22 protein-coding genes are annotated in these 24,334 nt (G+C 53.3%); 12 read left to right on the top strand and 10 right to left on the bottom strand.

From position 1 onward, the window contains the following. Positions 1–2 precede the first annotated feature (2 nt). On the bottom strand, positions 3–2,447 hold the full coding sequence (hrpB, locus tag CKV68_RS07210; protein ID WP_095075906.1) for an ATP-dependent helicase HrpB: 2,445 nt from the start codon (positions 2,445–2,447) through the stop codon (positions 3–5). A 13-nt stretch (positions 2,448–2,460) separates the two neighbouring features. Then, the gene (locus CKV68_RS07215) at positions 2,461–3,126 is read right to left on the bottom strand and encodes a sugar O-acetyltransferase (protein ID WP_231910423.1); all 666 of its coding nucleotides are present in this window, start codon (positions 3,124–3,126) and stop codon (positions 2,461–2,463) included. 49 nt (positions 3,127–3,175) lie between these two features. Between CKV68_RS07215 and CKV68_RS07220 the strand changes: the two genes are divergently transcribed. The 9 genes from CKV68_RS07220 to CKV68_RS07260 all read left to right on the top strand — a co-directional run bounded on the left by CKV68_RS07220 (position 3,176) and on the right by CKV68_RS07260 (position 9,159). After that, complete coding sequence (locus tag CKV68_RS07220; protein WP_167376974.1) at positions 3,176–3,862, top strand: alpha-ketoglutarate-dependent dioxygenase AlkB; 687 nt, start codon at positions 3,176–3,178, stop codon at positions 3,860–3,862. Positions 3,863–3,936: 74 nt separating this feature from the next. Continuing rightward, complete coding sequence (locus tag CKV68_RS07225; RefSeq protein WP_013910537.1) at positions 3,937–4,605, top strand: DNA-3-methyladenine glycosylase I; 669 nt, start codon at positions 3,937–3,939, stop codon at positions 4,603–4,605. Beyond that, the gene (locus tag CKV68_RS07230) at positions 4,584–5,285 is read left to right on the top strand and encodes an SDR family oxidoreductase (protein ID WP_013910538.1); all 702 of its coding nucleotides are present in this window, start codon (positions 4,584–4,586) and stop codon (positions 5,283–5,285) included. The genes CKV68_RS07225 and CKV68_RS07230 overlap by 22 nt, the downstream gene beginning before the upstream one ends. Positions 5,286–5,296: 11 nt before the next feature. Next, positions 5,297–5,962 carry a LysE family translocator gene (locus tag CKV68_RS07235; RefSeq protein WP_095075909.1) on the top strand — a complete coding sequence of 222 codons (666 nt, stop codon included), beginning with the start codon at positions 5,297–5,299 and terminating at the stop codon, positions 5,960–5,962. Positions 5,963–6,013: 51 nt separating this feature from the next. After that, complete coding sequence (locus CKV68_RS07240; protein WP_013240949.1) at positions 6,014–6,334, top strand: heavy metal-binding domain-containing protein; 321 nt, start codon at positions 6,014–6,016, stop codon at positions 6,332–6,334. A gap of 38 nt (positions 6,335–6,372) precedes the next feature. Next, positions 6,373–6,663 carry an RNA-binding S4 domain-containing protein gene (locus tag CKV68_RS07245; protein ID WP_013910540.1) on the top strand — a complete coding sequence of 97 codons (291 nt, stop codon included), beginning with the start codon at positions 6,373–6,375 and terminating at the stop codon, positions 6,661–6,663. Continuing rightward, a complete protein-coding gene (locus CKV68_RS07250) occupies positions 6,663–7,487 on the top strand; it encodes a VOC family protein (protein WP_014525175.1) in 825 nt (274 codons plus the stop codon). The genes CKV68_RS07245 and CKV68_RS07250 overlap by 1 nt, the downstream gene beginning before the upstream one ends. 4 nt (positions 7,488–7,491) lie before the next feature. Beyond that, complete coding sequence (locus CKV68_RS07255; protein WP_038617288.1) at positions 7,492–7,788, top strand: MGMT family protein; 297 nt, start codon at positions 7,492–7,494, stop codon at positions 7,786–7,788. Between the two features lie 45 nt (positions 7,789–7,833). Further along, positions 7,834–9,159, top strand: coding sequence for an HNH endonuclease signature motif containing protein (locus CKV68_RS07260; protein ID WP_080742749.1), 1,326 nt, complete (start codon positions 7,834–7,836; stop codon positions 9,157–9,159). Here CKV68_RS07260 and glpK read toward each other — a convergent pair. From glpK to CKV68_RS07280, 4 genes are all read right to left on the bottom strand, one after another. After that, positions 9,156–10,682: a glycerol kinase GlpK gene (gene glpK / locus CKV68_RS07265; RefSeq protein ID WP_095075910.1), complete on the bottom strand. Its 1,527-nt coding sequence runs from the start codon at positions 10,680–10,682 to the stop codon at positions 9,156–9,158. The two genes, CKV68_RS07260 and glpK, sit on opposite strands and share 4 nt — an antisense overlap. 9 nt (positions 10,683–10,691) lie before the next feature. Then, positions 10,692–11,411, bottom strand: coding sequence for an MIP/aquaporin family protein (locus CKV68_RS07270; protein ID WP_014525178.1), 720 nt, complete (start codon positions 11,409–11,411; stop codon positions 10,692–10,694). 70 nt (positions 11,412–11,481) lie between these two features. Next, the gene (locus CKV68_RS07275) at positions 11,482–12,321 is read right to left on the bottom strand and encodes an alpha/beta hydrolase (RefSeq protein ID WP_095075911.1); all 840 of its coding nucleotides are present in this window, start codon (positions 12,319–12,321) and stop codon (positions 11,482–11,484) included. 12 nt (positions 12,322–12,333) lie between these two features. Then, a complete protein-coding gene (locus CKV68_RS07280; protein WP_095075912.1) occupies positions 12,334–14,190 on the bottom strand; it encodes a M13 family metallopeptidase in 1,857 nt (618 codons plus the stop codon). Positions 14,191–14,209: 19 nt separating this feature from the next. Here CKV68_RS07280 and CKV68_RS07285 point away from each other — a divergent pair, with 19 nt between their 5' ends. From CKV68_RS07285 to CKV68_RS07295, 3 genes are read left to right on the top strand one after another with little or no spacing between them, the layout of a single operon-like run. Continuing rightward, positions 14,210–14,782 (top strand): hypothetical protein, encoded by a 573-nt coding sequence (locus CKV68_RS07285; protein ID WP_014525181.1) that lies wholly within the window; start codon positions 14,210–14,212, stop codon positions 14,780–14,782. 56 nt (positions 14,783–14,838) lie between these two features. Next, entirely contained in the window at positions 14,839–15,678 is an 840-nt protein-coding gene (locus CKV68_RS07290; RefSeq protein WP_048517484.1) for a PrsW family intramembrane metalloprotease, read from the top strand. Next, positions 15,671–16,543 (top strand): ABC transporter substrate-binding protein, encoded by an 873-nt coding sequence (locus tag CKV68_RS07295; protein WP_095075913.1) that lies wholly within the window; start codon positions 15,671–15,673, stop codon positions 16,541–16,543. The genes CKV68_RS07290 and CKV68_RS07295 overlap by 8 nt, the downstream gene beginning before the upstream one ends. Here the strand turns inward: CKV68_RS07295 and CKV68_RS07300 are convergent. From CKV68_RS07300 to CKV68_RS07315, 4 genes are all read right to left on the bottom strand, one after another. Then, positions 16,540–19,830, bottom strand: coding sequence for an arabinosyltransferase domain-containing protein (locus tag CKV68_RS07300; protein WP_014525182.1), 3,291 nt, complete (start codon positions 19,828–19,830; stop codon positions 16,540–16,542). The genes CKV68_RS07295 and CKV68_RS07300 overlap by 4 nt on opposite strands. Then, positions 19,823–21,898, bottom strand: a complete 2,076-nt coding sequence (locus CKV68_RS07305; protein ID WP_014525183.1) for a galactan 5-O-arabinofuranosyltransferase — start codon at positions 21,896–21,898, stop codon at positions 19,823–19,825. The genes CKV68_RS07300 and CKV68_RS07305 overlap by 8 nt, the downstream gene beginning before the upstream one ends. 153 nt (positions 21,899–22,051) lie before the next feature. Next, complete coding sequence (locus CKV68_RS07310) at positions 22,052–22,813, bottom strand: decaprenylphospho-beta-D-erythro-pentofuranosid-2-ulose 2-reductase (RefSeq protein ID WP_013910553.1); 762 nt, start codon at positions 22,811–22,813, stop codon at positions 22,052–22,054. Positions 22,814–22,834: 21 nt separating this feature from the next. Next, positions 22,835–24,301 carry an FAD-binding oxidoreductase gene (locus CKV68_RS07315; RefSeq protein WP_014525184.1) on the bottom strand — a complete coding sequence of 489 codons (1,467 nt, stop codon included), beginning with the start codon at positions 24,299–24,301 and terminating at the stop codon, positions 22,835–22,837. Between the last annotated feature and the right edge of the window lie 33 nt (positions 24,302–24,334).

A 24,334-nucleotide genomic window follows, 5' to 3' on the forward strand; every position in this document is an offset into this window, starting at 1 on the left:
GTTTATGAGAGCGCTTTTTTAGTCTTTCCGGTGGCTAACGCTGTTGTAGGATCTTCTGGCCAGGGATGCTTGGGATAACGTCCTCGCATCTCTGAGCGGACGTGGCCGTAGGGGCCAGCCCAGAAACTGCGCAAGTCATCGGTGACGGCCAGTGGTCTACCCGCCGGAGATAAAAGATGGAATTGCAGTGGTTGTCCGCAGATAATAGGGGAGTCGTGCAGTCCAAAGCATTCTTGTAGTTTGACGCTGATCTTAGGCCGTTCGTCGGAGTAATCAATGCTGACGCTGCGGCCGCTGGGCACGCGCAGGGCACTAGGTGCTAATTCCTCTAACTGCGTGGCCTCGGGCCATGGAAGCAGCCGTTGGAGCGCTGGATATATATCGATTTTGGCGATGGGCGTCCCCGATACAAGAAGATCGATCTCTGGAGTGAGCCATTCTTGTACAGCAATGGAATCGACGTCGGGCCAAGGGGCGCCGTAACAATCGAATACGTGGCGGAGTCGATTTTTCAGGGACGAAGCTTTCTCTGAAAAATTAAAGAGGGTCAATCCGTGAGATCGCATTACCTCCGCAAGCGCTTTCCGTGCGGATTCTCCTTCCAAAGCGCAAGGCGTTGAGTTGAGTACGATGGCGCCTGCTCGCGTCACGCGACTTCCTCGTAGCTTTCCTTCAACGAACGTGGCTGTGACCTCTTCGGACGTGCCAATGATCTCTAACGCAGTGTCCTGATCGATAGCAGCCGCCGTATGAATAACCGCATGGTTCTGAACCCCTTGTGGCAAAGCGACTTCTGCGATAGCCAGCCATGGCGCGCCCGATAACGATGGAATGTTGCGGAGAACCGCTCTTGTACCTTTGGCCAATAAATATGATTCGCCCTCTGCCCGAGCAATGTTTTCTGGGAAAGCACGCCCAATGGCTTCTCCAGGAGAAACCATGGGGGCGGACTTTTCCTGGTAGGCGTGGCGCTCGGGAGAAGAAACACCACCTTTGTGTGAAAGGAGTCTTTCTAATCTAGTTTTCTCTGACTCATAGTGGCGCTGCCCAGTAAGGTTTCGGATTTCTTTGGAAACATCGCCTCGAATATGCGCGCCTAAGGCGGCGACAGTGGGGATTGCTGAAACACCGCACTCCAGGAGGGACCGTCCGAGCCGTGGGTCTGTAGGGAGCGTTGTTAGTGTACGACCAAGTTCTGTGCAATGCCCTGAAGCATCCAGGGCTCCTAATCGAGTAAGCGTATCTAGTGCTTGCGCCATTGCTGCTGTTGGTGGGGCGGTAAGCAGCGGGAATCCTTTACCTTCTGGGGCACCCCAGCTAGCTAAGAATAAGGCTGCTTGAGTGAGATCGGCGGAAGATATTTCTGGTGAGATATGGGGGCTAAAGTGAGAGAACTCTTGGGCTGAATAACACCGCAGTACGCTACCTGGTCCCTCACGTCCAGCTCGGCCAGCTCTCTGATCTGCAGAAGATTGACTAGTGCTTACCGTGATCAGACCGTTCATTCCTCTTCCCGCATCCCGTTTAGGGACACGAGAAAGTCCTGCGTCAACGACGATTCTCACGCCAGGGACGGTAAGAGAGCTTTCCGCGATAGAAGTGGATACGACTATTCGTTGTTCATCGGGGCGAAGCGCAGCTTCTTGCTCGGTGTTGTTCAGTTGCCCATGCAGTGGAAGAACCTTGATGTGTGTAGCAGACTCTAGCGCAGCGCAGACGGCGGAAACCTCACGGACACCGGGGACAAAGATGAGCGCAGAATTCTCTGACTGGGATACAGCCTGTGCGGTCACTGAGGCTAGATGATGGATGTAGTCCCGACTGAACTCCGAGCGCCCTGGTGCAGGAAGATAATCTATGTTCACGGGGTGCGTAATTGCATCTACTGCCACAATGGGAGCTGCGCCGACAAGACGTGAAAAGTTGTACGCATCTACAGTTGCAGACATAACTGCGAGGAGTAAGTCGGGACGCAACTCTCGGAGTTCGATGAGCATACCGAGAACCAAGTCGGTATCTAGTTGTCGCTCGTGAACCTCGTCCACGATGACTGCTGAAACTCCAGGCAATTCTGGGTCTGAGATAAGGCGCCGCAGAAGCACTCCTGGAGTAACAAACTCTACGAGCTTGCCGTGCTGAGACTCTCCTCGCATACTGAAGCCCACGCGCGCGTCCTTTTTATGTGAGCCATCGAGGAACATGAGTCGATGAGCAGCTGCGCGGACAGCGACACGACGAGGCACCACCACAAGTACTTTTCCCTGATTTTGAGGCCTGCTTTTACGCAGAATATTGGCAATCAGTGGCGGAACGACTGTAGTTTTTCCTGTACCTGGTGGAGCTTGGACTATCACGACACCAGAAGAGAACAAAGCCGATTCTATTGCGGAAATCGAACCCATAACTGGAAGCCCGCTGCCAATGGAATCGAGATCAAAGAAAGTCATAGTGGGATATATGCTACTGCGTGACATCATCAGTTCTCACTGCCGATTTGAGGCCTTGAATCGGAAGCCCTGCAGCTAACTCTGATCGTTCATAACTAGCTTCTGAAGGCATTCTGACGACGCGCGCGGGTTGTCCCATAGCAATGGCATAATCAGGAATGTCTTTAGAAACGATGCTGCCAGCCCCGATAACCGCGTGTTGTCCGATTGAAACACCTGGTAACACAATTACTCCTGCACCCAACCAAGTATGATCGCCTATGGCAATGGGATGGGCTATCTCCCAGCCACCTGCTCGCATCTCCGCATCATCAACGGGATGTGTGACCGTGACGAGCTGGCAATTGGGCCCGATCATGGCATGGGCGCCAATGGTTACTTCAGCAGTATCAAGGATCGTCACATTGTAATTAATAAAGGCATCTTTGCCCACGGTGGTATTGCACCCGTACTCAATGGTCATCGGTTGTTTAATTGTGCAATCCTCAGATTGAGGGCTCAATATGTGCATGAGTAGCTGCTTTAGTCGCTTTGAATCCGATGGTCGTGTGTGGTTGTAGTCATACACCAACTCTGCGGTCCGCTCGGTTTGTTCTCTAATCTCAGCAGATACTGGAAGGTGCCATTTTTGTCTGCGAAGATCGTTCAAAGTGCTGTGGTTTAGAGGATCAAAGTTCATGTGCACGATTCTAAAAACTGCGTTTGACATTGCTACTACATTTGGGTGAGTGCCTACGCTTTTCGATTCTTATCCCGTACCTAGATCTCCGCAGGTAGTCAGGCCTGGGATCGTGCATCTCCCTGGTTTTCTCTCGCTCGCAGAACAGCGCGCAATGGTGGGGAAAGCGCGTGCAGTTGCGCGTCGATTAGCTCATACGCTTTTGGCAATGCACCAGCAGCAGTGGAAAACAGGGACGATGAGTGCGCATCTTATGTCGTTGGGAAAGCACTGGGAATATAGATCTCATCAGTATGTATCCGAATGGCAGGGGCAGAAAGTTCCTGCCATCCCAGACAGATTTTTGGTTCAAGCATATGAAGCCATGCGGCAGGCAGCCTGTCTCGATTCCTCCTTGGCCCCGTGGACTTCTGATTACCGTATCGATGCTGCACTCGTGAACTACTATCCGCCAGGCTCAGGGATGGGGCTACATCAAGATGCTTTCGAGGAGTCCTCGGCCCCGGTTGTTTCACTATCCATAGGGGCCACGGCGGTGTTTAGAGCAGGAAACTCGGAAAATCGGAATAAGCCCTGGCAAGACGTACTGTTATTAAGTGGCGATGCACTTGTATTTGGCGGTCCTTCGAGGAAGATATTTCACGGTATTAAGCGTATCGACGCCGCCACTGTCCCGGACAACTGCGGGCTTGAAAAGGGGCGAATCAATATGACTTTTAGGCAGGTAGAGCTGTAGTTTTTCGCCTTGTTAGCTGGCTGAAGGGGTGGGGAGGGGGTATGAGCGTCATAGCGAGTTTATAGAGTGGCCACATGAATACCAGCAATGCACTGAAACCATTGAACACAAGCGCCGTACTTACAAAGGGGCTTGTTGTAGGTGAAGACGGACGAGTACGCCCTGAATGGGCCGCAAAAGACCCGTTGCTCAAAGAATATTACGACTATGAATGGGGAAAACCTGTTCACACAGAATCAGGCTTATTAGAGCGCTTGTCGTTAGAGGCATTCCAATCTGGTCTCAGCTGGGCAACCGTGTTGCGCAAACGCGATGCTTTTCGCACAGAATTTTATGATTTTGATGCGGATACAGTTGCTCGTTTTACGGAGGGCGACGTCGTTCGTTTATTAGGATGCTCTGGAATTATCAGAAATCGTCGCAAGATTGAAGCCGTAATAACTAATGCGCGTGCGACGATTGCTTTGCGTGAAACTGGGGGATTAGATGCTTTTATTTGGGGATTTGCGCCTAAAGACCATCAACCGCCAGCTACGCTATCAGATACTCCCACGGTTTCTAATGACTCAAAAGCCTTAGCAAAAGCGCTGAAGAAAGCCGGTTTTACCTTTATCGGCCCAACGACGTGCTACGCGCTAAGCCAGGCTATTGGAATGATCGATGATAGGCCTGTGGGAGCATCGAAATTACTCGACGATGATCTGCATAAAGGAGTAGCGGCATGCCAAAGACCGCAATTGTAACTGGGGGCTCTTCTGGAATCGGGGAAGCCACAGCTAGGGCGTTGGCTTCCGATGGCTGGCATGTCATTGTGGCAGCACGCCGGATGGACAGATTAAACCGCATTGCATCAGAGATTGGTGGTGAGGCTATACAACTAGATGTGACTAGTGATGAGTCAGTTGCTCATTTTGCTTCCTGTATTCAACAGTGTCACCTTCTTGTCAATAATGCTGGGGGTGCGCTTGGTTTAGACCCCATAGCGGAGGCATCGGTTGCAGACTGGCAATGGATGTACGAAACTAACGTACTTGGCACACTCCGAGTGACCCGCTCTCTTCTCGATGTACTCAACGGCGGCGCACAGATCATAAATATTAGTTCCATTGCTGGTATCGCTCCCTATGCAGGTGGTGCGGGCTATAACGCAGCAAAGTTTGGTGTTACCGCTATCAATAAAGTGATGCGCATTGAGTTTGCTCAGCGTAATCTACGGGTAACGGAAATTAATCCAGGACGAGTGAAAACGGACTTTTCGCTCATCCGTTTTCACGGTGATCAAGCTAAAGCCGATGCAGTTTATGCAGACAAGCTCAACCTCACTGCAGAAGATATTGCCGAGTCCATCAGATGGGTAGCTTCAGTTCCCGAGCATATGAACATTGATCGGATGGTCATTACTCCGCGCGATCAGATCGTTTAAGAGGAGAAAACGTGACGCTAGGGGAACTTGGTGCGCTTTTTGTTGTATGGGTATGCGTGTTAATTTTGCCGGGCCCAGATTTGCTTCAGGTCATTCGGGTGGGGACAAAAGACCGTCGCGCTGGCGTCTGGTGTGCCATAGGAATCATGATGGGAAGCACCATATGGATTGTTGCTTCCCTTATGGGTTTATCCACGATCTTCATGGCACAGCCCGTCCTCATGCGTCTCGTACAGATCATCGGGGGTTGCTATATTGCTTGGATTGGATTCACCTCTTTGAAATCCGGCTTTCAAGGGATACGGGACCTGAAACACGGCCCTTCACCGGACATGATTGTGAACAGTCTGCAGCAAGACAATGAAACTTTGAGGCTGTTTCATGCACTAAAAACTGGAATGGCAACCAACCTATCCAATCCCAAGGCATTAGTGTTTTTTGCATCAGTATTTGCACAGTTCCTTCATCCGGATATGAGCGTTGCTTGGACTATTTTTATTGCCGTTTTTCTCATCACGATTGGCCTGTGCTGGTTTATTAGTTTTGCGGTGATGGTGCGGGTACTGGCAGAAAGATTGCTAAGAAATGGTCTCTGGCTGGACATGATTGCTGGCGCATTATTCGTGATTATCTCTGTAGTTATGGTTTTTGAGGGGATTACGGGGATTGTGCGATAAAAGTAGACTAAGAGTGCTTTTTCGTTTCAGTATGACAAGTTGGGAGACATTATGATTGTTACTACGACCAGTGTTGTTTCTGGCCGGGAAATTTCTGAGTACGTCCGGGTGGTGGCGGGAGAAACCATCGTCGGTATCAACGTGTTCAAAGATATTACTGCTGGTTTTAGAAACCTGGTGGGTGGCAGAAGCCAGGCTTATGAAGGTGAAGTGAAAAACGCGCGCGAACAAGCTTTAGCGGAGATGGTGCAGCGTGCCATCGAGCTCGGCGCTGAAGGCGTAGTTGGCGTGGACATTGACTATCAAACTCTCGGCTCAGATAACGGAATGATGATGGTTTCTGCGACCGGTACAGCAGTGCGTTTTGCCTAAAATTACTAGGTGGCGGGCTGCACGATAGACTAGGCATCATGCAAGCGCAGGATGTCACCATTCGTGACCAAGAGATCAAGCTAGGTCAATTTATTAAGCTCGCCAGTCTTGTAGAGACCGGTGGAATCGCAAAAGAAGTCATTGCGAACGGTGAGGTCACGGTTAATGGTGCCGTGGACACTCGCCGTGGTAAGAAGCTTCGCGACGGAGACGTGGTCTGTATAGGCGCACTCTGCGCCCGCGTTAAAACCGTGGCTGAAGAAGATGACTACTTTGACGAGAAGACAGCCGATGACGACTTCGACCCGGAAGTATGGAGGAACATCTAATGCCAGCTTTCCAAGCTGCATCGGGAATGCCATACTGGATTGATCTGACCTCCAGTGACCTGCGTAAATCAACGTATTTCTATGCGCAGGTATTGGGATGGGAAATCGAAGAATTTGGTCAGGATTACTATCTAGCCCGCGTGCAAGGACTCCCAGTCGCAGGATTTATTAAAAGACCAGAGGATCAGCAGCAAGCTGATACCTGGGTGACCTACTTTCTGACTGATGACATTCACGCTGATTGTGAGAGCGTCGAAAAGCTAGGTGGGCGTGTGCTTGCGGCGCCGATGGAAGTGCGACTCGGTCTTATGTCCATTGTCGTGGATAATTCGGGTGCCCTTTTTGGATTAATCCAGCCGGCTGGAGAAGATGCTTTTATTGCAGCCGGTGAACCAGGGACGCCTGTTTGGCATGAGCTAACGTGTACAACTAATTATGCCAAAGCAGTGGAATTCTACCCCTCCCTATTCAACTGGACCACGGCGACGATGGACTCGGATCATAATTTTGAGTACACCACAGCAGAGACCGATGGGGGTGCTTTCGCTGGGATTTTCAATGCAGAAGGGCAGTTTCCTCCCCAGGTGCCCAGTTTTTGGCAGACCTATCTTGGCGTCTCCAATATGGATGAAGCAGTGCGGAAGGCAAAGGAATACGGCGGAGAAGTAATTCGTGAGCCATTTGCTTCAGAATTTGGTTTGATGAGCATCATTTCCGATTCAACAGGTGCCACGGTGACAATATGTGAAGTGGAAGAAGCCGTGGAAGAAGGACGTGAGTCCGACCCTCTGGAGGGGATCGATCTCAGCCAATTCGGTCTTTAAACACATGTATGAGCTTGATGATCTCAGTTCGAGAGTTCTTGACGTGGTCGACGGTATACCCGCTGGCCACGTGCTTTCTTATGGGGATATTGCAGAAATTGTAGGTACCGGTCCGCGACAAGTCGGGAAGATTATGGCTACGGTGGGACACTTGACTGCTTGGTGGAGGGTAGTGAGAGCGGATGGGAGTAGCCACGTGGCTGATCGTGCAGTTAGGTACTGGGATTTAGAAAATATTGCGCACAATGGAAAAAGTGTTTCTATGAAAAAATCTCGATGGGGTGGGGGTTGCACATTTTAGAAAGTTTGTTCTATACTGAAGGGGATTAGACACAGGGGGTGGGTCATGCAAGAGATATCTGAAGCTATTGATCGAATTGCAGATGATATTGCTTCTTTGCGTGAGCTGTTGACCGAACCGGAAAAGATTAACTTTTCTGAAGTGGTCGATTCCTTTGTAAAATTAGAGCAAGCCTTCTCCTTTAAAGGCTATAGTGATGCTTTCGTGGCCTACTGTGCGCATATTAATAATGCAGGCACACTCGTAGGGAGTAAAAAGTCCGTTGATTTTCTTGTTAACGGTCTAGACCTTTCTTTATCGGAAGCCAGAGACAGGCTTGCCAGGGGCATTAATCTTTTTTCTTCTCCACTAGTGGTTGCAGAAGAATGTAACAATCTTCGAGAGAATGCAGCGAAAACAAAAGTTGAGAAATTAAAGATCATTGATCGAGAGTTGCGGAGTCTCAAGGAGAATACTGAGATAGGGACCCATCGCCTACGGGCAGAATTTATCTCGAAAGCGCAAGACATGGGTGCGGAAGCTCTTGGGCAATACATGAGAAATCGCGTGAAAGAGATTAACTGTAAGTCTGACCCGGATCCGTATGCTGCGCTTAAAAGAAGAAAACTCACCGTAAGCAAACCAGATAAAGACGGCGGGGTATACGTGAGCGGTTATTTGCCGCCGGCCACTGGTGCTTTGCTTAAATCGTTGCTCACACCTGCGAGGCGAAAAGGTGCTGCATCACCGGTTGCTCCGGAAAAAGATAAGCGAACCTGGGCACAGCGGAGAGTAGATGTTTTCCACCAATGCTTAGCTCAAAATTCTTCCATGATTGCAAAACAACATGGCGGCGTAGGGACTGTGATTGTGTCTGCGACCATGGAAGAACTTGAAAAAGCTAACTTTTCCACTCGGTTTTATACAAACACAGATGTTGAGCTCTCGCCTCTAGACCTGCTGATGTTAGGCCTGAGAGATGATCTCTTTGCTTGTCTCATGAACAAACAAGGGATTCCACTGCAGCTGGGGCGGAGTAAGCGTACAGCTAGTGTCTATCAACGTTTAGCGCTGGTGGCTAGGGAGGCCGTGTGCTCGCACCCTCATTGCGAACAACCCGCTTCTCATTGCGACGTTCACCACTTGGTAGCGTGGTTTGAGGGTGGGCGCACGGACCTTGAAAATTTAACCCTATTATGCAGACACCACCACACCAGCAACAACGATAGAAGAGATTTTCGTTTTGGCGTGGGGCACTATGGGGAGGAAGCGGGGGTCGTAAAATTTTATAGACCGGGTGCTCCTCCAGAAGAGAATGAATCTCCAGCTAGGCGCAAGTCTGCGGGTTATCGGATAAGACTGGCGGATACACCTACCCGCCAGAGTGCCTAGACCTCGTCTACGTTTTCTTCCCAGTTCAGGGAACGCTTCACTGCGCGCTTCCAATCGTGGTAGAGCTCGTCGACCTTTTCCTGCTCCATCTTGGGCTTCCAGACGTGCAAATCGCCTTTTTGTTGGGTGAGGAACTCAAGATTCTCCCAATAACCCACAGAATAACCGGCGGCGAAAGCTGCTCCAGTAGCTGTAGTTTCCACATTTTTAGGGCGGGTAACTGGAACACCGAGAATGTCTGCCTGGAACTGCATCAGGAGTTCGTTGTAGGTCATGCCGCCATCGACACGAAGCTCAGTGAGCTCCACACCAGAGTCTGCGACCATGGCGTCTGCAACATCGCGGGTCTGGTACGCCGTAGCTTCCAAAACAGCGCGGGCTAGGTGATTGCGGTTAACAAAGCGGGTAAGTCCGACGATGACTCCGCGGGCGTCTTGTCGCCAGTATGGGGCGAAAAGTCCGGAGAAGGCTGGGACGATATAAACGCCGCCATTGTCTTCAACGCTGCGTGCCATGTTTTCGATCATGGGAGAGTTGGGGACAAGCATGAGGTTGTCGCGCAGCCACTGGACTAGCGATCCTCCGACTGCGACCGAACCTTCCAGTGCGTAGACTGGTTTTTGGCCTTCGATTTGGAAACAAACCGTGGTGAGCAGGCCGTTTTCTGACCACTTGGGATTGGTTCCTGTGTTGAGGAGTAAGAAGAGGCCTGTTCCGTAAGTGTTTTTTGCTTCGCCCGGGCGGAAGCAACCTTGGCCGAACATGGCGGCTTGCTGGTCGCCAAGCATCGAACGGATGGGAACCCCGGAGAGAGATCCGCGTTCACGGACCTGATGGAAATCGCCGACCGAGGGGCGTATTTCAGGGAGCATGTCCATGGGGATGCCCATGGCGTCGCAGAGGTCTTTGTCCCACTCAAGTTTTTCGATGTCCATGAGGAGGGTGCGGGAAGCATTGGTGACGTCGGTTGCGTGCAATGCTGGCGTTCCGTCATCGCCGTCAGCTCCACCGGTGAGATTCCACAGGAGCCATGTGTCGATGGTGCCAAAGAGCAGTTCGCCTGCTTCTGCGCGTTCGCGGGCGCCGTCGACGTTATCTAGGATCCATTTGATTTTGGGTCCGGCGGGATAGGAATTGATGAGGAGGCCGGTCTTGCGGTACCAGCGGTCGGCGCCTTCGTCGCCAGCGAGCTCTTTGCAGATTGTAGTGGTGCGCGTGTCCTGCCACACGATGGCGTTGTATACGGGCTCGCCGGTCTTTTTGTCCCAAACTACTGTGGTTTCGCGCTGGTTGGTAATGCCTAAGGCGGCTATGTCCTTGGCGGAGAGATCACTGTCGGCCAGGGCGGTGCCTACTGCACGGCGGGTATTGTCCCAGATTTCGATGGCATCGTGCTCCACCCAGCCTTTTTGTGGGAAGATTTGCTCATGTTCGTATTGACCGACGGAGACTTGGTTGCCGTCGTGGTCAAAAATGATGCAGCGGGTTGAAGTAGTGCCTTGATCGATGGCTGCTATGTACATGATTACTCCTTACAGTAGGCCTGCGGCAACGGCAGCAAGCATAGGTGCGACGATCGGAACCCATGCATAAGACCAGTTTGCGCTGCCTTTGTCTTTGATTGGAAGGATGAATGCGTACGCTATGCGTGGTCCGAGATCACGTGCCGGGTTGATCGCATATGCGGTGGGGGAGCCTAGGGAAAGGCCGATGGAAATCACGATGAACGCAACGGCGAAGTATTTGAGTGGTCCAACGTCTCCAGAGGGGCCGAAAGCGATGAAGGCCAGAAGCACGAAGGTTGCGATGAACTCAGTGACTGCGTTCCAGAAATTATTCGGATGCGCTGGGTTGGTAAAGAAGATGCCGCCAGTGGTTTTGTTGCCACCCGGGTTTCCGTCTTCGTCGTAGTTGTTGGCGTCGAAAAGCTGCTTAAACGCTGCCCAGCAAAGGAATGCGCCGAAGATACCGCCGAGCAGTTGGCCTGCAAAGTACCAGGGGACCAGATTCCATGCGACGCTGCCTTTGATGGCGAGCATGAGTGTTACTGCAGGGTTTAGATGTCCGCCAGATGGGTCAGCGATGCTGGCGCCGGCAAAGACGGCCAAACCCCAGCCAAAGGCTATGGCGAGCCAGCCTGCATTGCGTCCCGCCGATGTGCGGAGGGTGACCAATGCGCAGATGCCATTACCCATCAAAAGCAGGATGGTTGTTCCAAAAAACTCCCAATATAGATATTCAACTCCAGTCATTTTTGTCCTTTGGTAGTAGGTGACTAAAGATCGTACAGAATAAGACAAGGAAAAATTTATGTGTTTTTAATCACTGTAGGAAATCTGCTACGTCTTTTACTCGTTCGCGCATGACTTCCGGAGTGGCTACCCGGTGTTCGGAAACATACTCCTTGACAGAAGCCTGAGCCTCCGCCCACGGGTAGCGATCAGCGACAGAATCCTGTGTGGCCACCTGCAAGAAAGTGGGCGGGAAAGTCTGTGGGAATTCTGCGTCGCGTAAGTGAGCGGGGAGGTGATCAAGCGTGAGGTGCGGAAACGTGAGGGCTTGTGCATCCCACAGATCGCTGGTGAGAGCGGCTAATGCGGCACCCGAGGAATATCCCCAGGCAACAAGGCGCGGCGGGTTCATGTCGCGTATCCATTGGGCAGCCTGACGGACCACGGCGGTCACCTCAGAGAGTGAATGTTCTGGTAGAAGCGGGTAGTCAAGATCGAGGAACGTGATGCCGGAGAGGTTGGCCACGGCTGCGACCTCTGGGCGCCAGGAGTTTTCCAAGGCGACTCCCGAGCCTTTCCACCAACCGCCAGGGTGGAGTGAAATGCCCCATACCCCGGTTGGGCGTGCGGGGCGGATGATCTGAGCGTTGGGCATGTCTTCGGTGGTTACACCGTCGCTAAAAGCGACGCCCGGCGTGGTGTGATCCAGCGCGGAACCAAGCATCAGCATGGAAGCGTGGGTGATGCGGTCGGCGAGGCGGGCGTCGTAAGTGTCCAGCACATGGGGGTCAGAGGGGGAGACCGACCAGGGGGGATTCATTGCAGGGCGTTCATAATGGGCCGCTATGTATGTGGAAAGCTGTTCCAATTGTTGTTCGGGTGTCAGTTTCCGATCTTTGCCGCCGACTTCAAATTCATCCATGCGGCCCATGGTACGCCGGGGTTACCAGATCGCGACGCGTTTTTCTGGTGCGATCCACATAGGGGAATCTTCTGGCACGTCAAAGGCCTGATAAAACTCAGCGATGTTGCCTGCGATGACGTTACAGCGGAACTCTGCTGGTGAATGTGGGTCTATGGCTAGATATTGTTCTGCTAGCTCGGGGCGAATCGCCGTGCGCCAGATGCGAGCCCAGGATAAGAAGAAGCGTTGGAGATCGGCTTCTTCCCCTTGATCTGCGGCGTAGCGCTGATAAGCAACCACGGCAATGCCTAGGCCGCCGAGGTCCCCGATGTTTTCTCCGAGCGTGAATTTGCCGTTAACGCCGACGGATTCCTTGAGGACGGAGGGGACGAGTCCGTGGAATTGCTCGACAAGCTGCGAGGTAAGGTGTGTGAACGCTTCGCGGTCCTCCTCTGTCCACCAGGAGTGGAGATTGCCGTCGCCGTCGTACTGGCTGCCTTGGTCGTCAAAGCCGTGACCAATCTCATGGCCGATGACTGCGCCGATCGCTCCAAAGTTTTCTGCGGTGTTTGCTTCGGAGTAGAACGGTGCTCGCAAGATGGCGGCAGGGAAGGTGATGTCGTTGACCACCGGATTATAAAAAGCGTTGACGGTTTGTGGCGTGGTGACCCACTCGGAGCGATCTGCGGGTTTGCCCAGCTTGGAGAGCTCGTAGTCATGGACAAAAGCGGAACCAGTGCGGACGTTGCGCAGCAAGTCTTGGCCAGATTCGGAGAAATCTAGATCGCCGTAGTTACGCCAGGTGTCGGGATAGCCGATCTTAGCGTTGAATTTCTCTAGCTTTTCCAGCGCGCGCTTGCGGGTTACCGGGGTCATCCACTCAAGATTCTGAATGCGTTCCCGGTATGCAGCGATGAGGTAGTCCACTAAAACGACCATGTCTTTTTTGGAGGACGCCGGGAAGTGTTTTTGAACAAAGAGCTGACCAATTTCTTCACCAACAAAGCTTTCTGCAAGGCCCACGGCGCGCTTCCAGCGGTCGCGCTGCTCAGTGGCGCCAGAAAGAGTAGTACCAAAGAAAGCGAAGTCTGCGCGCGAGATTTCGGGGGTGAGAACGCCTGCGCGAGCGTGGAGGATATGCCAGGTAGTAAGCAGCTTCCAATCGTCGATACGCTGGGACAATAGAGCGTCTATGTGCTCCAAGTAGGAGGGCATCATCACGATCACGCGGGATTCGGGAAGCTTGGCCGCGCGCAGGAGCGTTGCGACGTTCTCCGGAAGCTCAGAAAACTCAGTTGGGTTAAAGGTTTTTAGCGCATCGCGAGTGCTCACCACATCCCAGTGCCCCTGAGCGATGTCCTTTTCTAAAGCAACGATGCGGTCTGCTGCCTCCTCGGCGGATAAACCACCGAGCCGCTGAGGATCGAGGAAACCCAGCATTGTGGCAACGTGGGATGTGTATGCCTTGAGGATCTCTGGGTGCTCCCGATAATAAGCCTCATCAGGGAGACCAAGCCCCGACTGCACAATGTAGGCCACGGCATCGCTACCAGCGGAATCCTTGGATACCCAGAAGCTTACGGGGCCGCCGACACCGAGGCGGTCTAGTTTGCCTAATGCAGTAGTCAGATCGTTTGTTTCTAGGAGATCGAGGTCCTCATCAATAGCGGATATTCCGGCGGATTCAATTCCGGGGACATCCATGAAAGAAGCATAAAGCTTTCCGGCCCGTGAGTCTGAAGATTTAACTAGCTCGTGGACGTCGCTCTCTGCCTGATCGCGCAAGCCATGGAAAGTTCCGTCCACGCCTCGGTCGTCGGGGATAACGTGAGTATCTAGCCATTCACCATTAACAAAACGATACAAATCTTTCATTACAAGTTGCTGAGAAGTCATGGTCCCCAGGATATATCGAATGTTCGATGAAGAAGGTAGTTTGAACAGTATGTCTTACTTCCAGTTCCGGCCTGCGATGTCGGCAAAATCCTGGTGGCTCATCGCTGCGTTAGTCACTCTGCTTCTTGCCCTCCCCGCCGTGCTCAATGCCGTTGTTCCCAGCATTGATCTCAAACTGAAAAACGTGACCTTAGGAGAAGCGGATAGCATTGAGCTTCCGGTGCTGCTCGACGATGGTGCACGATTGCAATGCAAAGAAGAAATGTCCGATTTGTTTCAGCCTCAATGGAATTGTGAAGGTACAAAAATTAACTCCATGGTGGTAAAAGGCAGCACGGATCAAGACCACACGCTGAGAAGGATGATGCGTTTTAATGCCTTGAGCCCGCTGCCGGAAAATGCAGAGATATTCCGTGAAGGGAATATCAGAATAGTCGAAGGCGCTGATGACCAAATTGGACTAAGCCTGGCCGTACAGGGAGACGACGGTGAGCAAAACACCTTGTTTGTTCTTGTCGAAGGTCCGGATGCGGGCAATGCCGTGCAACTCATTGTGAACAATTTTCAAAGCTATAGGGGAGTCACCGCGTGAGTACTTTGGTAGGTCCTGTAAAGCCAGCTGCCCATCCAACGTCTATTTCTTGGGTGATGTGGGCGATCATCGCCATCTCCACTCCGGTGTCTCTCTTCTTTTTGGGAGTTTATATATTGCTCTCCCCCAGTGGAGCGGCTGTAGGTCTGCTGTGCGGAGCTGCATACTTGATCGTGGGAACCTTGATATTTCGGGTGTCGCCCATGTGGCCTAAAGCGGGGTGGAAGTGGTACTTGACCTCCCTCGGGTGGGGCGCGTGCTCTTCTTTCGCCTTGGTTATGGCCTCGGCACAGCCCATTATTGATTTGACGGACAAGCTGGGCTGGAAGGTCGTGAGTGCTTCCTTTGGGGGAGCATATCCTGAGGAGATCTCCAAAGCGCTTGGTGTTCTCCTTATCCTGTTTACTTTCTCCAAGATCAGCCGCCCTTGGCATGGTTTTGTTACCGGTGGCATGGTCGGCTTGGGGTTCGAAGTCTTTGAAAACCTGATGTATGGGGTTATCGGAGGGATGACGGACGCAAACTCCGATGCACCTGGAGCACTATTTTCTTGGGGATTACGGAGTATTGCCGGCCCTGGACTTCATGTCTTTTTCACAGCAATAGCTGGGTATGGAATCGGCCTAGCCGTGTTTACGTATGGTTGGGATCGAGTCCGTCGTTTTCAAGTAGCGGGCGTTGCTTTGCTAGTAGCCTTTGTTTTTCATTTCTGCTGGAATCTCACGTGGGAAGGAAACCTTGCGGCTATCATCAACGTGATCGCGGTATCGGTGTTCCTCTATCCTCTCGTTATTTATCTGTGGATTAGATGTCACAGAGATGCTGCGGCTGACCTCGGCGTGATTCGCATGACCTCGCCATTAACGTTAGTAAGCCAAGTGAGGAACGATGAATAAACGCATTGCAATACTGGGAGTCGCGATGTGCCTAACGGCTTGTGGCTCTCTCGAATCTATCGACGGCGGCCGGGATTCTGACGGGATCGTTGTCGGATCTCAGGCGTATTATTCCAACGAAGTCATCGCTGAGATCTATGCGCAAGCGCTGGAAAAAGCTGGGCATAAAGTGGACCGTCAGTTCCAGATCGGGCAGCGGGAAGTTTATATGGCTGAGGTAGAAAACGGATCCATAGATGTATTCCCTGAATACTCAGGTCCGTTGTTGCAGTATTGGAAACCAGATACCGCAGCCCGGCTGCCAGAAGACGTCTATGCGGAATTACAATCCGCTCTTCCAGACAAGTTGCAGGTGTTAAACCAGGCAGAAGCCTCCGACCAAGATTCCTATGTTGTTACTAAGGAATATTCGGAGGAACATGGGGTGACGTCTATTCAGGATCTTAGAAAGGTCCAGAACATAACCTTGGGAGCTAACTCTGAGGCAGAGGATCGCCCTAACGGTCCCAAAGGCCTCAAGAGCGTGTATGGAGTGGATGCCGCCTTTACTCCTATCGAGGATTCCGGCGGTCCACTAACAGTCAAAGCACTCAAAGATGGCGATATTCAACTGGCGATCATCTACAGCGCAGACCCATCCATCGCCGCGAATAACCTGGTGAGTCTCAAGGACCCCAAAGGACAGTTTCTTTCCTCACGCGTAGTGCCACTAGCCAGCAAGAAATTAGATGCAGATGCCGTGGCAGTACTTAATGAAGTGAACGCAAAACTAACCACCCAGGATTTGATCCAGCTCAATACGCGTTCTGTGACAGAACAGCTGCCTAGTGCGCTGATTGCCAAAGAATGGCTAAAAGCGCACTAGTGGTCAGTGTTGATATTCATCGGTCCGGGGTACCAGAGGCCTGATCGCGTCACTACTTCTGTGGTGACGGTAGCCAGATCAGGTTCCTTGCCCTGCGAGTTGGGGCGAGGGTGGTAAACCTCGATGGATCCCCAATCGCGCTGCCAGTCGTTCTTGGAATAACTCGGAAGCTGGTAGTTATAGTTCACTGCTTCCGCGATTCCGGTCACGCCACCACCAAAGTAGTCCTGGAAGGAAGCACCAGAAGCGCGGCCTTCTGCGTCGGCGGAGATACGGAACTGAGGAATCTCTGCCACGCCTGCGTAGTGGTTAAAGGTGCGCTGGCAGGGGAACTGCAGCGGTACTGCCCAGTCGAGCAATCCGGGGGTGTCTGCGGTGTAGACGTCGTTAAGCGTCTCAAGCGTGGGCACGCGGGGTGGCGTAAACGCTAGCCACTCGTCGGGGCTGAGGTTGCCGTCCGTGGCATGGATGCGAATAACGTTGGCCTCCGCAGGAAGCTCTGCAAGCGGAAGTCGCAGGTTGCGCCATTTGAGATCGGGGCCGATGTCAATCATCTGCTTTTCTCCGAGCATCGTGACCTTGCCATCTGAGGCGGTGCCGTACTCAATGAGCAGTTTCTGTCCTTCTTTTTTGACTCCGTCCAGATCGAGATGCTCGATACTTCCGGCGGCAGAAACCGCGATGATAGGAGCAGACTCGCTGCGCTCTGGCAGTTTGTACCAATCCGAGACGGCCTCAGCATAGTGTTGATCGCCGCTGGTCCACGAGCCAAGAACTGGTACGCGCGTGTAATCCAAATTAAAGGGGAGCTGCGCGGTAGAACCGTTTACACCCACAGCTGCGCGGTGCTCTTTGCCTTCAGTGTTAGTTTCGGCAGTATCCGTGCTGTTTGCGGTTCCAGCAGTGCTAGAGGAGGACTTGTTTTCTTCTGTGTAGGCCTCGGACGAAATGTGGTTGGGATCGAATGCTCGATTCTTACCAAAGGTGAGCGATTCGCCCAGCGTGCTGTGTAGCGGCTGGAGGAAGGACTCGTTGGTGTTTGACTCCACGAGGACGTCGTTAGCGAGGTTGCAGGTATTGCCCGCAGCCGCGCGCAGGTTACCTAAGCCGACAGAATAGGCCGGGTACTGCGAAATAAATCCTTTACCCAGGGAGGCCATAGAGAACGCTACGGCGAGGACGCTGAGTATTGCAATTGGAGCAGCAGCCAGGCCTTCAAAGCGCTGTTTGCGGAAAGCCGCAGGAGCCTCGCCGCGTTCTTCCGCCACGTCCTTTTTAAAGGACTGCAAAACGCCGATGGCTAACACGATGAGCGAAATGAGCAGCATCACGGTAGAGGCTTCGATCTCATGGATCTGAATCGTCTTATCCCACCACGGCACGCTGTAGCTAGACGTGTACCACCAGCCGTTTGTACCGGAGAGAGCGAAGGCGAAGACGAAGAGTATTCCACCTGTGAGAAGAGTGCGCGATCGAGGAGAACGCAACGCCATGTGCGAGAGTGCTACCGCGCCAACGCCAGCGAGAGCCGCTGCGATACCAGCCCATACACCGAAGTGGTGAGTCCACTTGGTAGGCGTGAACATCATGAAGAACAGCGTTCCGACCATGACGAGCAGCAGGCGGAAGACCGGTCCCTTGTTGCTGCCAGGAACCTTTCCGTTTCGTAGGATCGAGGTGACCACGAGAGCAACAGAGACGAAGGTGAAGAAAACGCCGACCCTTCTGGCAAAAGAACCGTCCACGGTCTGTTGCATAAGAACCTGATAACGAGCGAACTCGTTGTACCAGCTTAACGACGGTCCCGTCTCCGAGCGGACATGAATGGATTCGAAGACGTTCATCAGGGTTTGGTCACCGAAAACAGCTACCAACACTGCGGTTCCAGCGGCGGCAAAAGGCGCGACCATGGCCGCGATGCTGAAGGCAGGTTTGCCTCCTAAGAGCGGGATCCTGCGGTAGATGATGCGGATCAGGTAGGACAGACCGGCAAGTAAGCAGGCAACAGCCATGAGACCCGTAGGGCCGCATGCGAGGGTGAATGCAGCTAGAAGAGTTCCCACGGCAGCTGGGAGGAGGCGCTCAGTCTTGATGGCGACCTCGAAGGAAAGCCAGGTAAGCAGAGTGCCAGCAGCGATGATCGGTTCTGGACGCAGACCGTTGTTATACGCCAGCCAGAAGGCAAGGAATACGAAGGCCATGGTCCATTGAGAGACGCGTCGTCCAGCAATTTTTTCTCCCAGACGCGGAAGAACCTCGCGGGAAAGTGCGAACCACACGATAAGACCGGAGATCAGGGAAGGAAGTCGCATCCAGATAGAAGATGTGGAGACATGCGACATGAGGCCCAGGAGATCGTAGTATGGTGCGCCGAAAGGAGATTCTGGAACACCAAACCAACGGTAATAATTGGCCATGTAGTCAGCGTGTGCTGCGATTCGGCCCATGGTGAGGATAAAGCCGTCATCGGAGGTGTTGGCGCCGATGAAATACCAGAAGCCTAGGATCGCAACGACAATGGCATCAAGTCCACGAGGACGCCAAGCGCCTGGCTGGAGGAAACGCACTTTTTTGTTGTCTTGCAGATCCAGTAGCCCCAAGCAGACAAGAGCAATCACGGTCATGATCCCGCCCAGCCACATAGTTGCGTACTTTGCTGTGGTAGGGGAGGTAGTGAAGCGGGAGTTAATCTCTACGTTGGCTTTAAGCCCTGCGCTGCTGAGAGCGCTCGCTGCCTGGGATTCGAGTTCAGAGTACAGACCCGTGAGCTGTGGACGCTTGTCTTCATCTATAGAGCCGCTGTGCTCACCGACGGAAGCGGTGGTTGCGTCCTTGGTGGAAGAGACGGCGATTGTAGCGTCGGCAGGCAGTTTCTTGAGTTCATCTGCGGTGAGTTCAAAGACCAGCTCGCCACGGGACGTGATCTGAATTCCGCCGTCGGAAGAGCGTACAAAGAGGCCACGAGCTGCAGCATCTTCGCTGTCCTCAGGTAGGGTTCCCACGATGAGGCTCTGCCCCGGGCGGAGTTTTTCAGAAGCGCTAATCGGAATAGTCGCGTTAAATTCTTGAGGGGAGTAGCTCATCAACGGCGCATTAACGCTATTGAGAGTTCCGTTTTGCGGCCAGGACAGAGATGACTGCACTTGATTGACTGGCATAAACGGCGTCAAGAGGAAGAACAAAAAGCCAAGAACGCCTGATAAAACCGCCAAAAGCTTGAGCGTTCTCACTGGATTCTGCGAAACTGAACTAGACACGGAATTCGAGTCTACGGCATGCTTATCCACGGGTCACCACCACAAATGGTCCTACCTGATTGACCTTCCACGGGGTGTCTTTACCAGTGAAGACCTCGGGATTGATTTTTACTCCGCGGAAACGGACGTTGGGGTTATTGGGGTAGATGTCCTCAGCAAGGTCGAAGTTCCAACCACTTGATTTTTCTGCCGTGGCATCGGCGCGGAAAATAAACGCCTCTGGTGCCTTCCACGGAGTAGAGTGCAGCGCGTCGTCGAAGGCTTGCGGGTCCTTGAGCTGTTGCCAGCTATCCATTGCCCACTGCTCTATTTTCTTATTTCGCTCGTTGAACTCGCCGAGAGGATTTGCATAATGCGAGGTAAAGGCCTGGAAGCCGCGGTAGGGGTAGTAGGCCATGAAGTTCATTTCATCTGTGAGGACCACAGTCTCACGGGGAATTGAGCCTTTTTCCCTCAGAATTGCGTCGATACTTGCATAGTATTGCGTGGCATCTGCAGGGTAGCGGTCAGCACGCTCGCCGTTTCCATCTGTGCTGGAATAAGCGTGGTCGATGGAGTGGGAGTTTTTAGCTGGAATATCCTGCGCATATTTGATGCCGCCAAGAGCGACGACGATAGCAATGACCATCGTGATCTGGCGTGAAGTGCTAGGAGAGAACTGGACAGGGTAGAGGCGATGGATTCCCACGAGGCGGAAATCCGCTATAGCCAGTACACCTGCGGTTGCCAGGATGATCGTAATAACCGGATCCAGGCGGAAACCGAGGAGTGTCGAGCCCGTGAGTGTGACAGCCATGGATGCGATGACCCAGATATAAGAAACCACAACGGCAACGCCTAGTGAGTTGATATCCGGATCCGCAGCCCGCGCCAGTAGGTAGATCAGGCCTAGCATACAGAGGACTCCTATGATGCTGGCTGCAAACATAGGCAGTGGAATTTCCGTGCCTTCAACGGGAAGGAAGTGGGAAGCGGTGGCACCTGAGGTGTGTTTACCGCTCAATAGGAACGTAAAGTACGGGCCCCAGGCGATAGCAGCGATGGCCATGGAGGAAACACCGATGAGGACGATGCGTCCGATGGGTTTCCACGAGCGCAGGATCAACGCCGAAATGACACCGCTGATGGCGATCAAACTCAATGCGATAATCGCTGTGTAAAGGGTATACATGGACGCGGAAATGCCCAAGTAAAAAATGATAGCCAGGATAGCGCTTTTGCGTCCCGACAAGGCGCGACGGCCAATAATAACTGCGGCGGGTATGCCCATGGCAATAACACATGCGTAGGGCTCTTCTGCACACATAACGAGCGCAACGGTGGTGGTCACTAAGGCAATGCCAGTGGCCACGGGCAAGCTGCCGACAATACGCTGCCACACCGGTACGAGGAGACAGCCAGCCATGCTGAGAGAAATAAGCGAATACGGCTGGAACACTTCCCAACCGGGCAAGCCAAGGAGCGCACCCAGTCGACCACCGAACCAGAACCACGCGCCGGGGTAGTAAGCCGGAAGGTCGATGTAGTTCATATCGGTGAGATGCCAGGAGTCTGTCAGCCGCGTCATGTATTGGGTGCGGAAAACCTGGTCGACGGTCAGTCCGTCGAGGTAGAGCTTGGTCGGGGACAGCGGTATCCCGAGGGAAGCCACTATGAGGCCAGCTGGTGACAGATAAGTGACGGCATAGGTGAGCCATGTAAACCAGCGAGGACGCTTTTGGTTTGTCTTCTCATAATGAACCCACCAGATCATGAGTGCTGTGACCGCAAGGACTACAAGGAGCGTGCAGACAGTGGCCAGTGCGCGCGTTACTAAAGAAGGCCCGAATGCTGGGAGATTGACCTGCTTAAGTATGAACCAAGAGATGAGCGTGAAGAGGCCACCTCCCAGGATCGCGGCGGCTATTCCGAACAGCGTATGTGGAGCATCCTGGATATCGGGGGTGTAGTCAAAGTCGTAACTCTTATCCCGTGGATTGGCCTTATCCGGGTGCTTGAGCATCACCGGAAAAGGATCGCTGGCTGCAGCGGAGGTGTGCGGCGCTTCCGAGTCGTCTTTCGGCGGTTGGGAATCTGCGTTGCGGGCACGATTGATCATAGAGAACAGTGTGTCACATGCTCTTAAGACCTTTAAGAAGTACCGTTGATATTCTTGCCGGTGACAGCGACTTTAGTGACGATCATCACTGATTTTGTTGTTAAAGTGCACCGAAACGTAAAAGCCGCCGTGCGGAGCACGGCGGCTAGAAGGTTAGAACGGTAGCTTTCGGAAGATCGTCTGTGGGATGAACTTGAAAGCAAGCGAGACATATTCGAACAACGGGTGAACGAAGATGGAGCTCTTGCCGGACAACACTGCCTGGACAGTGGCCTTGGCCACGTCCTCGCGATCCACTGTCAGCGGAGCCTCTCCTGCATCGGCAGACATCTTGGTGCGTACCTGGCCGGGGCGCACGACAAGGACGTTAACGCCGTGGTCGCGAAGAGCCTCGCCGAGGTTGACGTAGAAGCCGTCCATACCAGCCTTCGATGCGCCATAAACGAAGTTAGAACGGCGAACACGCTGGCCTGCAACAGAGGACAGAGCGACGATAGTGCCGTGTCCTTGAGCCTTGAATTTCTCTGCGAGAAGCACACCAACGGACACCGGTGCGGTGTAGTTGGTCTCAGCGCTTGCCACAGCCTTGGCCTGGTCTTGCCAGAGTTCTTCCTGATCACCGAGGGTGCCGAAGGCGACGATAGCTACGTCGACATCTCCCACAAGGAATGCCTGGTCGATGACATCAGCGTGAGTATCAAAAGCGGTTGCGTCGAAGTCGATGACCTCAACAGCGGATGCGCCAGCGGACTCGATAGCCTTCACGGCGGCGTCGATACGCGGGGAGTCCTTGCGCGCGGCAAGGGTAACGTGCGCAGGACCGTGAGTAAGGAACTCGTTCACGATGGCGAGGCCGATCTCGGACGTGCCACCGAGAAGGAGAATGTTTTGGGCTTTGCCCACTGCGTTCAGCATAGGAATCTTTCTTTCGGCGGATTAGTGCAGCTCGAGGCGGCGGGACATATCGGAAGCGAAAACGCCGGTGGGGTCGATCGCATTACGTGTCTTGAGCCAGCCTTCCATGCCCGGGTACATCGAGTGGAAATTCTCGGCGCTGGTACGGGACTCTTTGGCCAGGTAGAGGCGTCCACCGAACTCCATGACGCGGCGGTCGAGGTCGTCGAGGAACTTGCCCAGGCCTGGCTTAATTGGGAAGTCTACACAGACGTTCCAGCCTGGCATCGGGTAACTCAACGGCGCACGGTTGCCCTCTCCGAAGAGCTTGAACACGTTGAGCGCGGAGTAATGACCGGAACGCTGGATGTCACGGACGATATCCTTGAACGGTTCGACAGCCTCACGCGGAACGACGAACTGGTACTGCAGGAAGCCCTTAGAACCGTAACCACGGTTCCACTCGCCGATGAGGTCGAGCGGCTGGTAGAACTGGGTAAGGTTTTGCACCTTATTCTTGTAAGTACCGGACTTGAGCCACCACAGTTCACCGATCGCCATCATTGACAGCTTGTTCATGGTGAAGGACGGGAAAATGTCCGGCACTGTTACCAGCTGCGGAGCATTGAACTTCAGCGGGTCCTTAGCCAGCTTGGGGGCGAGCTCTTCTAGTTGAGCAAGGGTTGCCAGCGAACCACGCGAAATAGCGGCACGGCCGAGCTTGGGCTCTGGGCTGATGGCATCGAACCATGCAGAAGAATAGGTGAAGTTGGATTCAGATCCGTCGGAGTGGAATTCCACGGTTTCATCGAGGTTAGCGGTGAGGTCACCGTCTGCAATGAAGTACGCAGTCTCGGTCTTGGTCATGCGGATCTTCGCACGGACAATGATGCCGGTGAGGCCCATGCCGCCAACGGTCGCCCAGAAGATAGAGCCATCTGGGTCATCTGCAGAGCCTTCTGGCTCAAGGTGCAGGATACGGCCATCGGCAACTAGTAGCTCCATGGAGGTGACGTGATCGCCAAAAGAGCCAGCTGAGTGGTGGTTCTTTCCGTGGATGTCTGGACCAATAGCGCCGCCAATGGTGACCTGGCGAGTACCAGGAAGAACAGGAACCCACAGCCCGTAAGGGAGAGCTGCCTTCATCAACTGGTCAAGGGTAACGCCACCGTCGACATCGACGATAGCGGTCTCTGGATCAATAGAGTGGATCTTGTTCAAAGGCTGCATATCAATGACAAGACCGCCAGCATTTTGTGCAGGGTCGCCGTAGGAACGTCCCATGCCGCGAGGAATGACACCACGGCGGAGATAGTCTGGCTTGGAGTCATTTTGCTCGGCGACTTGGCGCACGGCCTTGACGATGGTCTCCAAATCTGGAGTTGCGAGGACCTCTGCGGTCGTGGGGGCAGTGCGTCCCCAGCCGGTGAGTTTCATGGCTTCTGTGTGTAAGGCTCCGGAGACACCGCTCGAAGCTGCGGTGCTGGACGTGCCCTTGGCGCTCGTCATCGTCTAACCACCGTACCCGTTTACTTCCGAATG

Origin of the sequence: Corynebacterium ulcerans (assembly GCF_900187135.1) — a bacterium.
In the GTDB taxonomy this organism is placed as follows: Bacteria; Actinomycetota; Actinomycetes; order Mycobacteriales; family Mycobacteriaceae; genus Corynebacterium; species Corynebacterium ulcerans.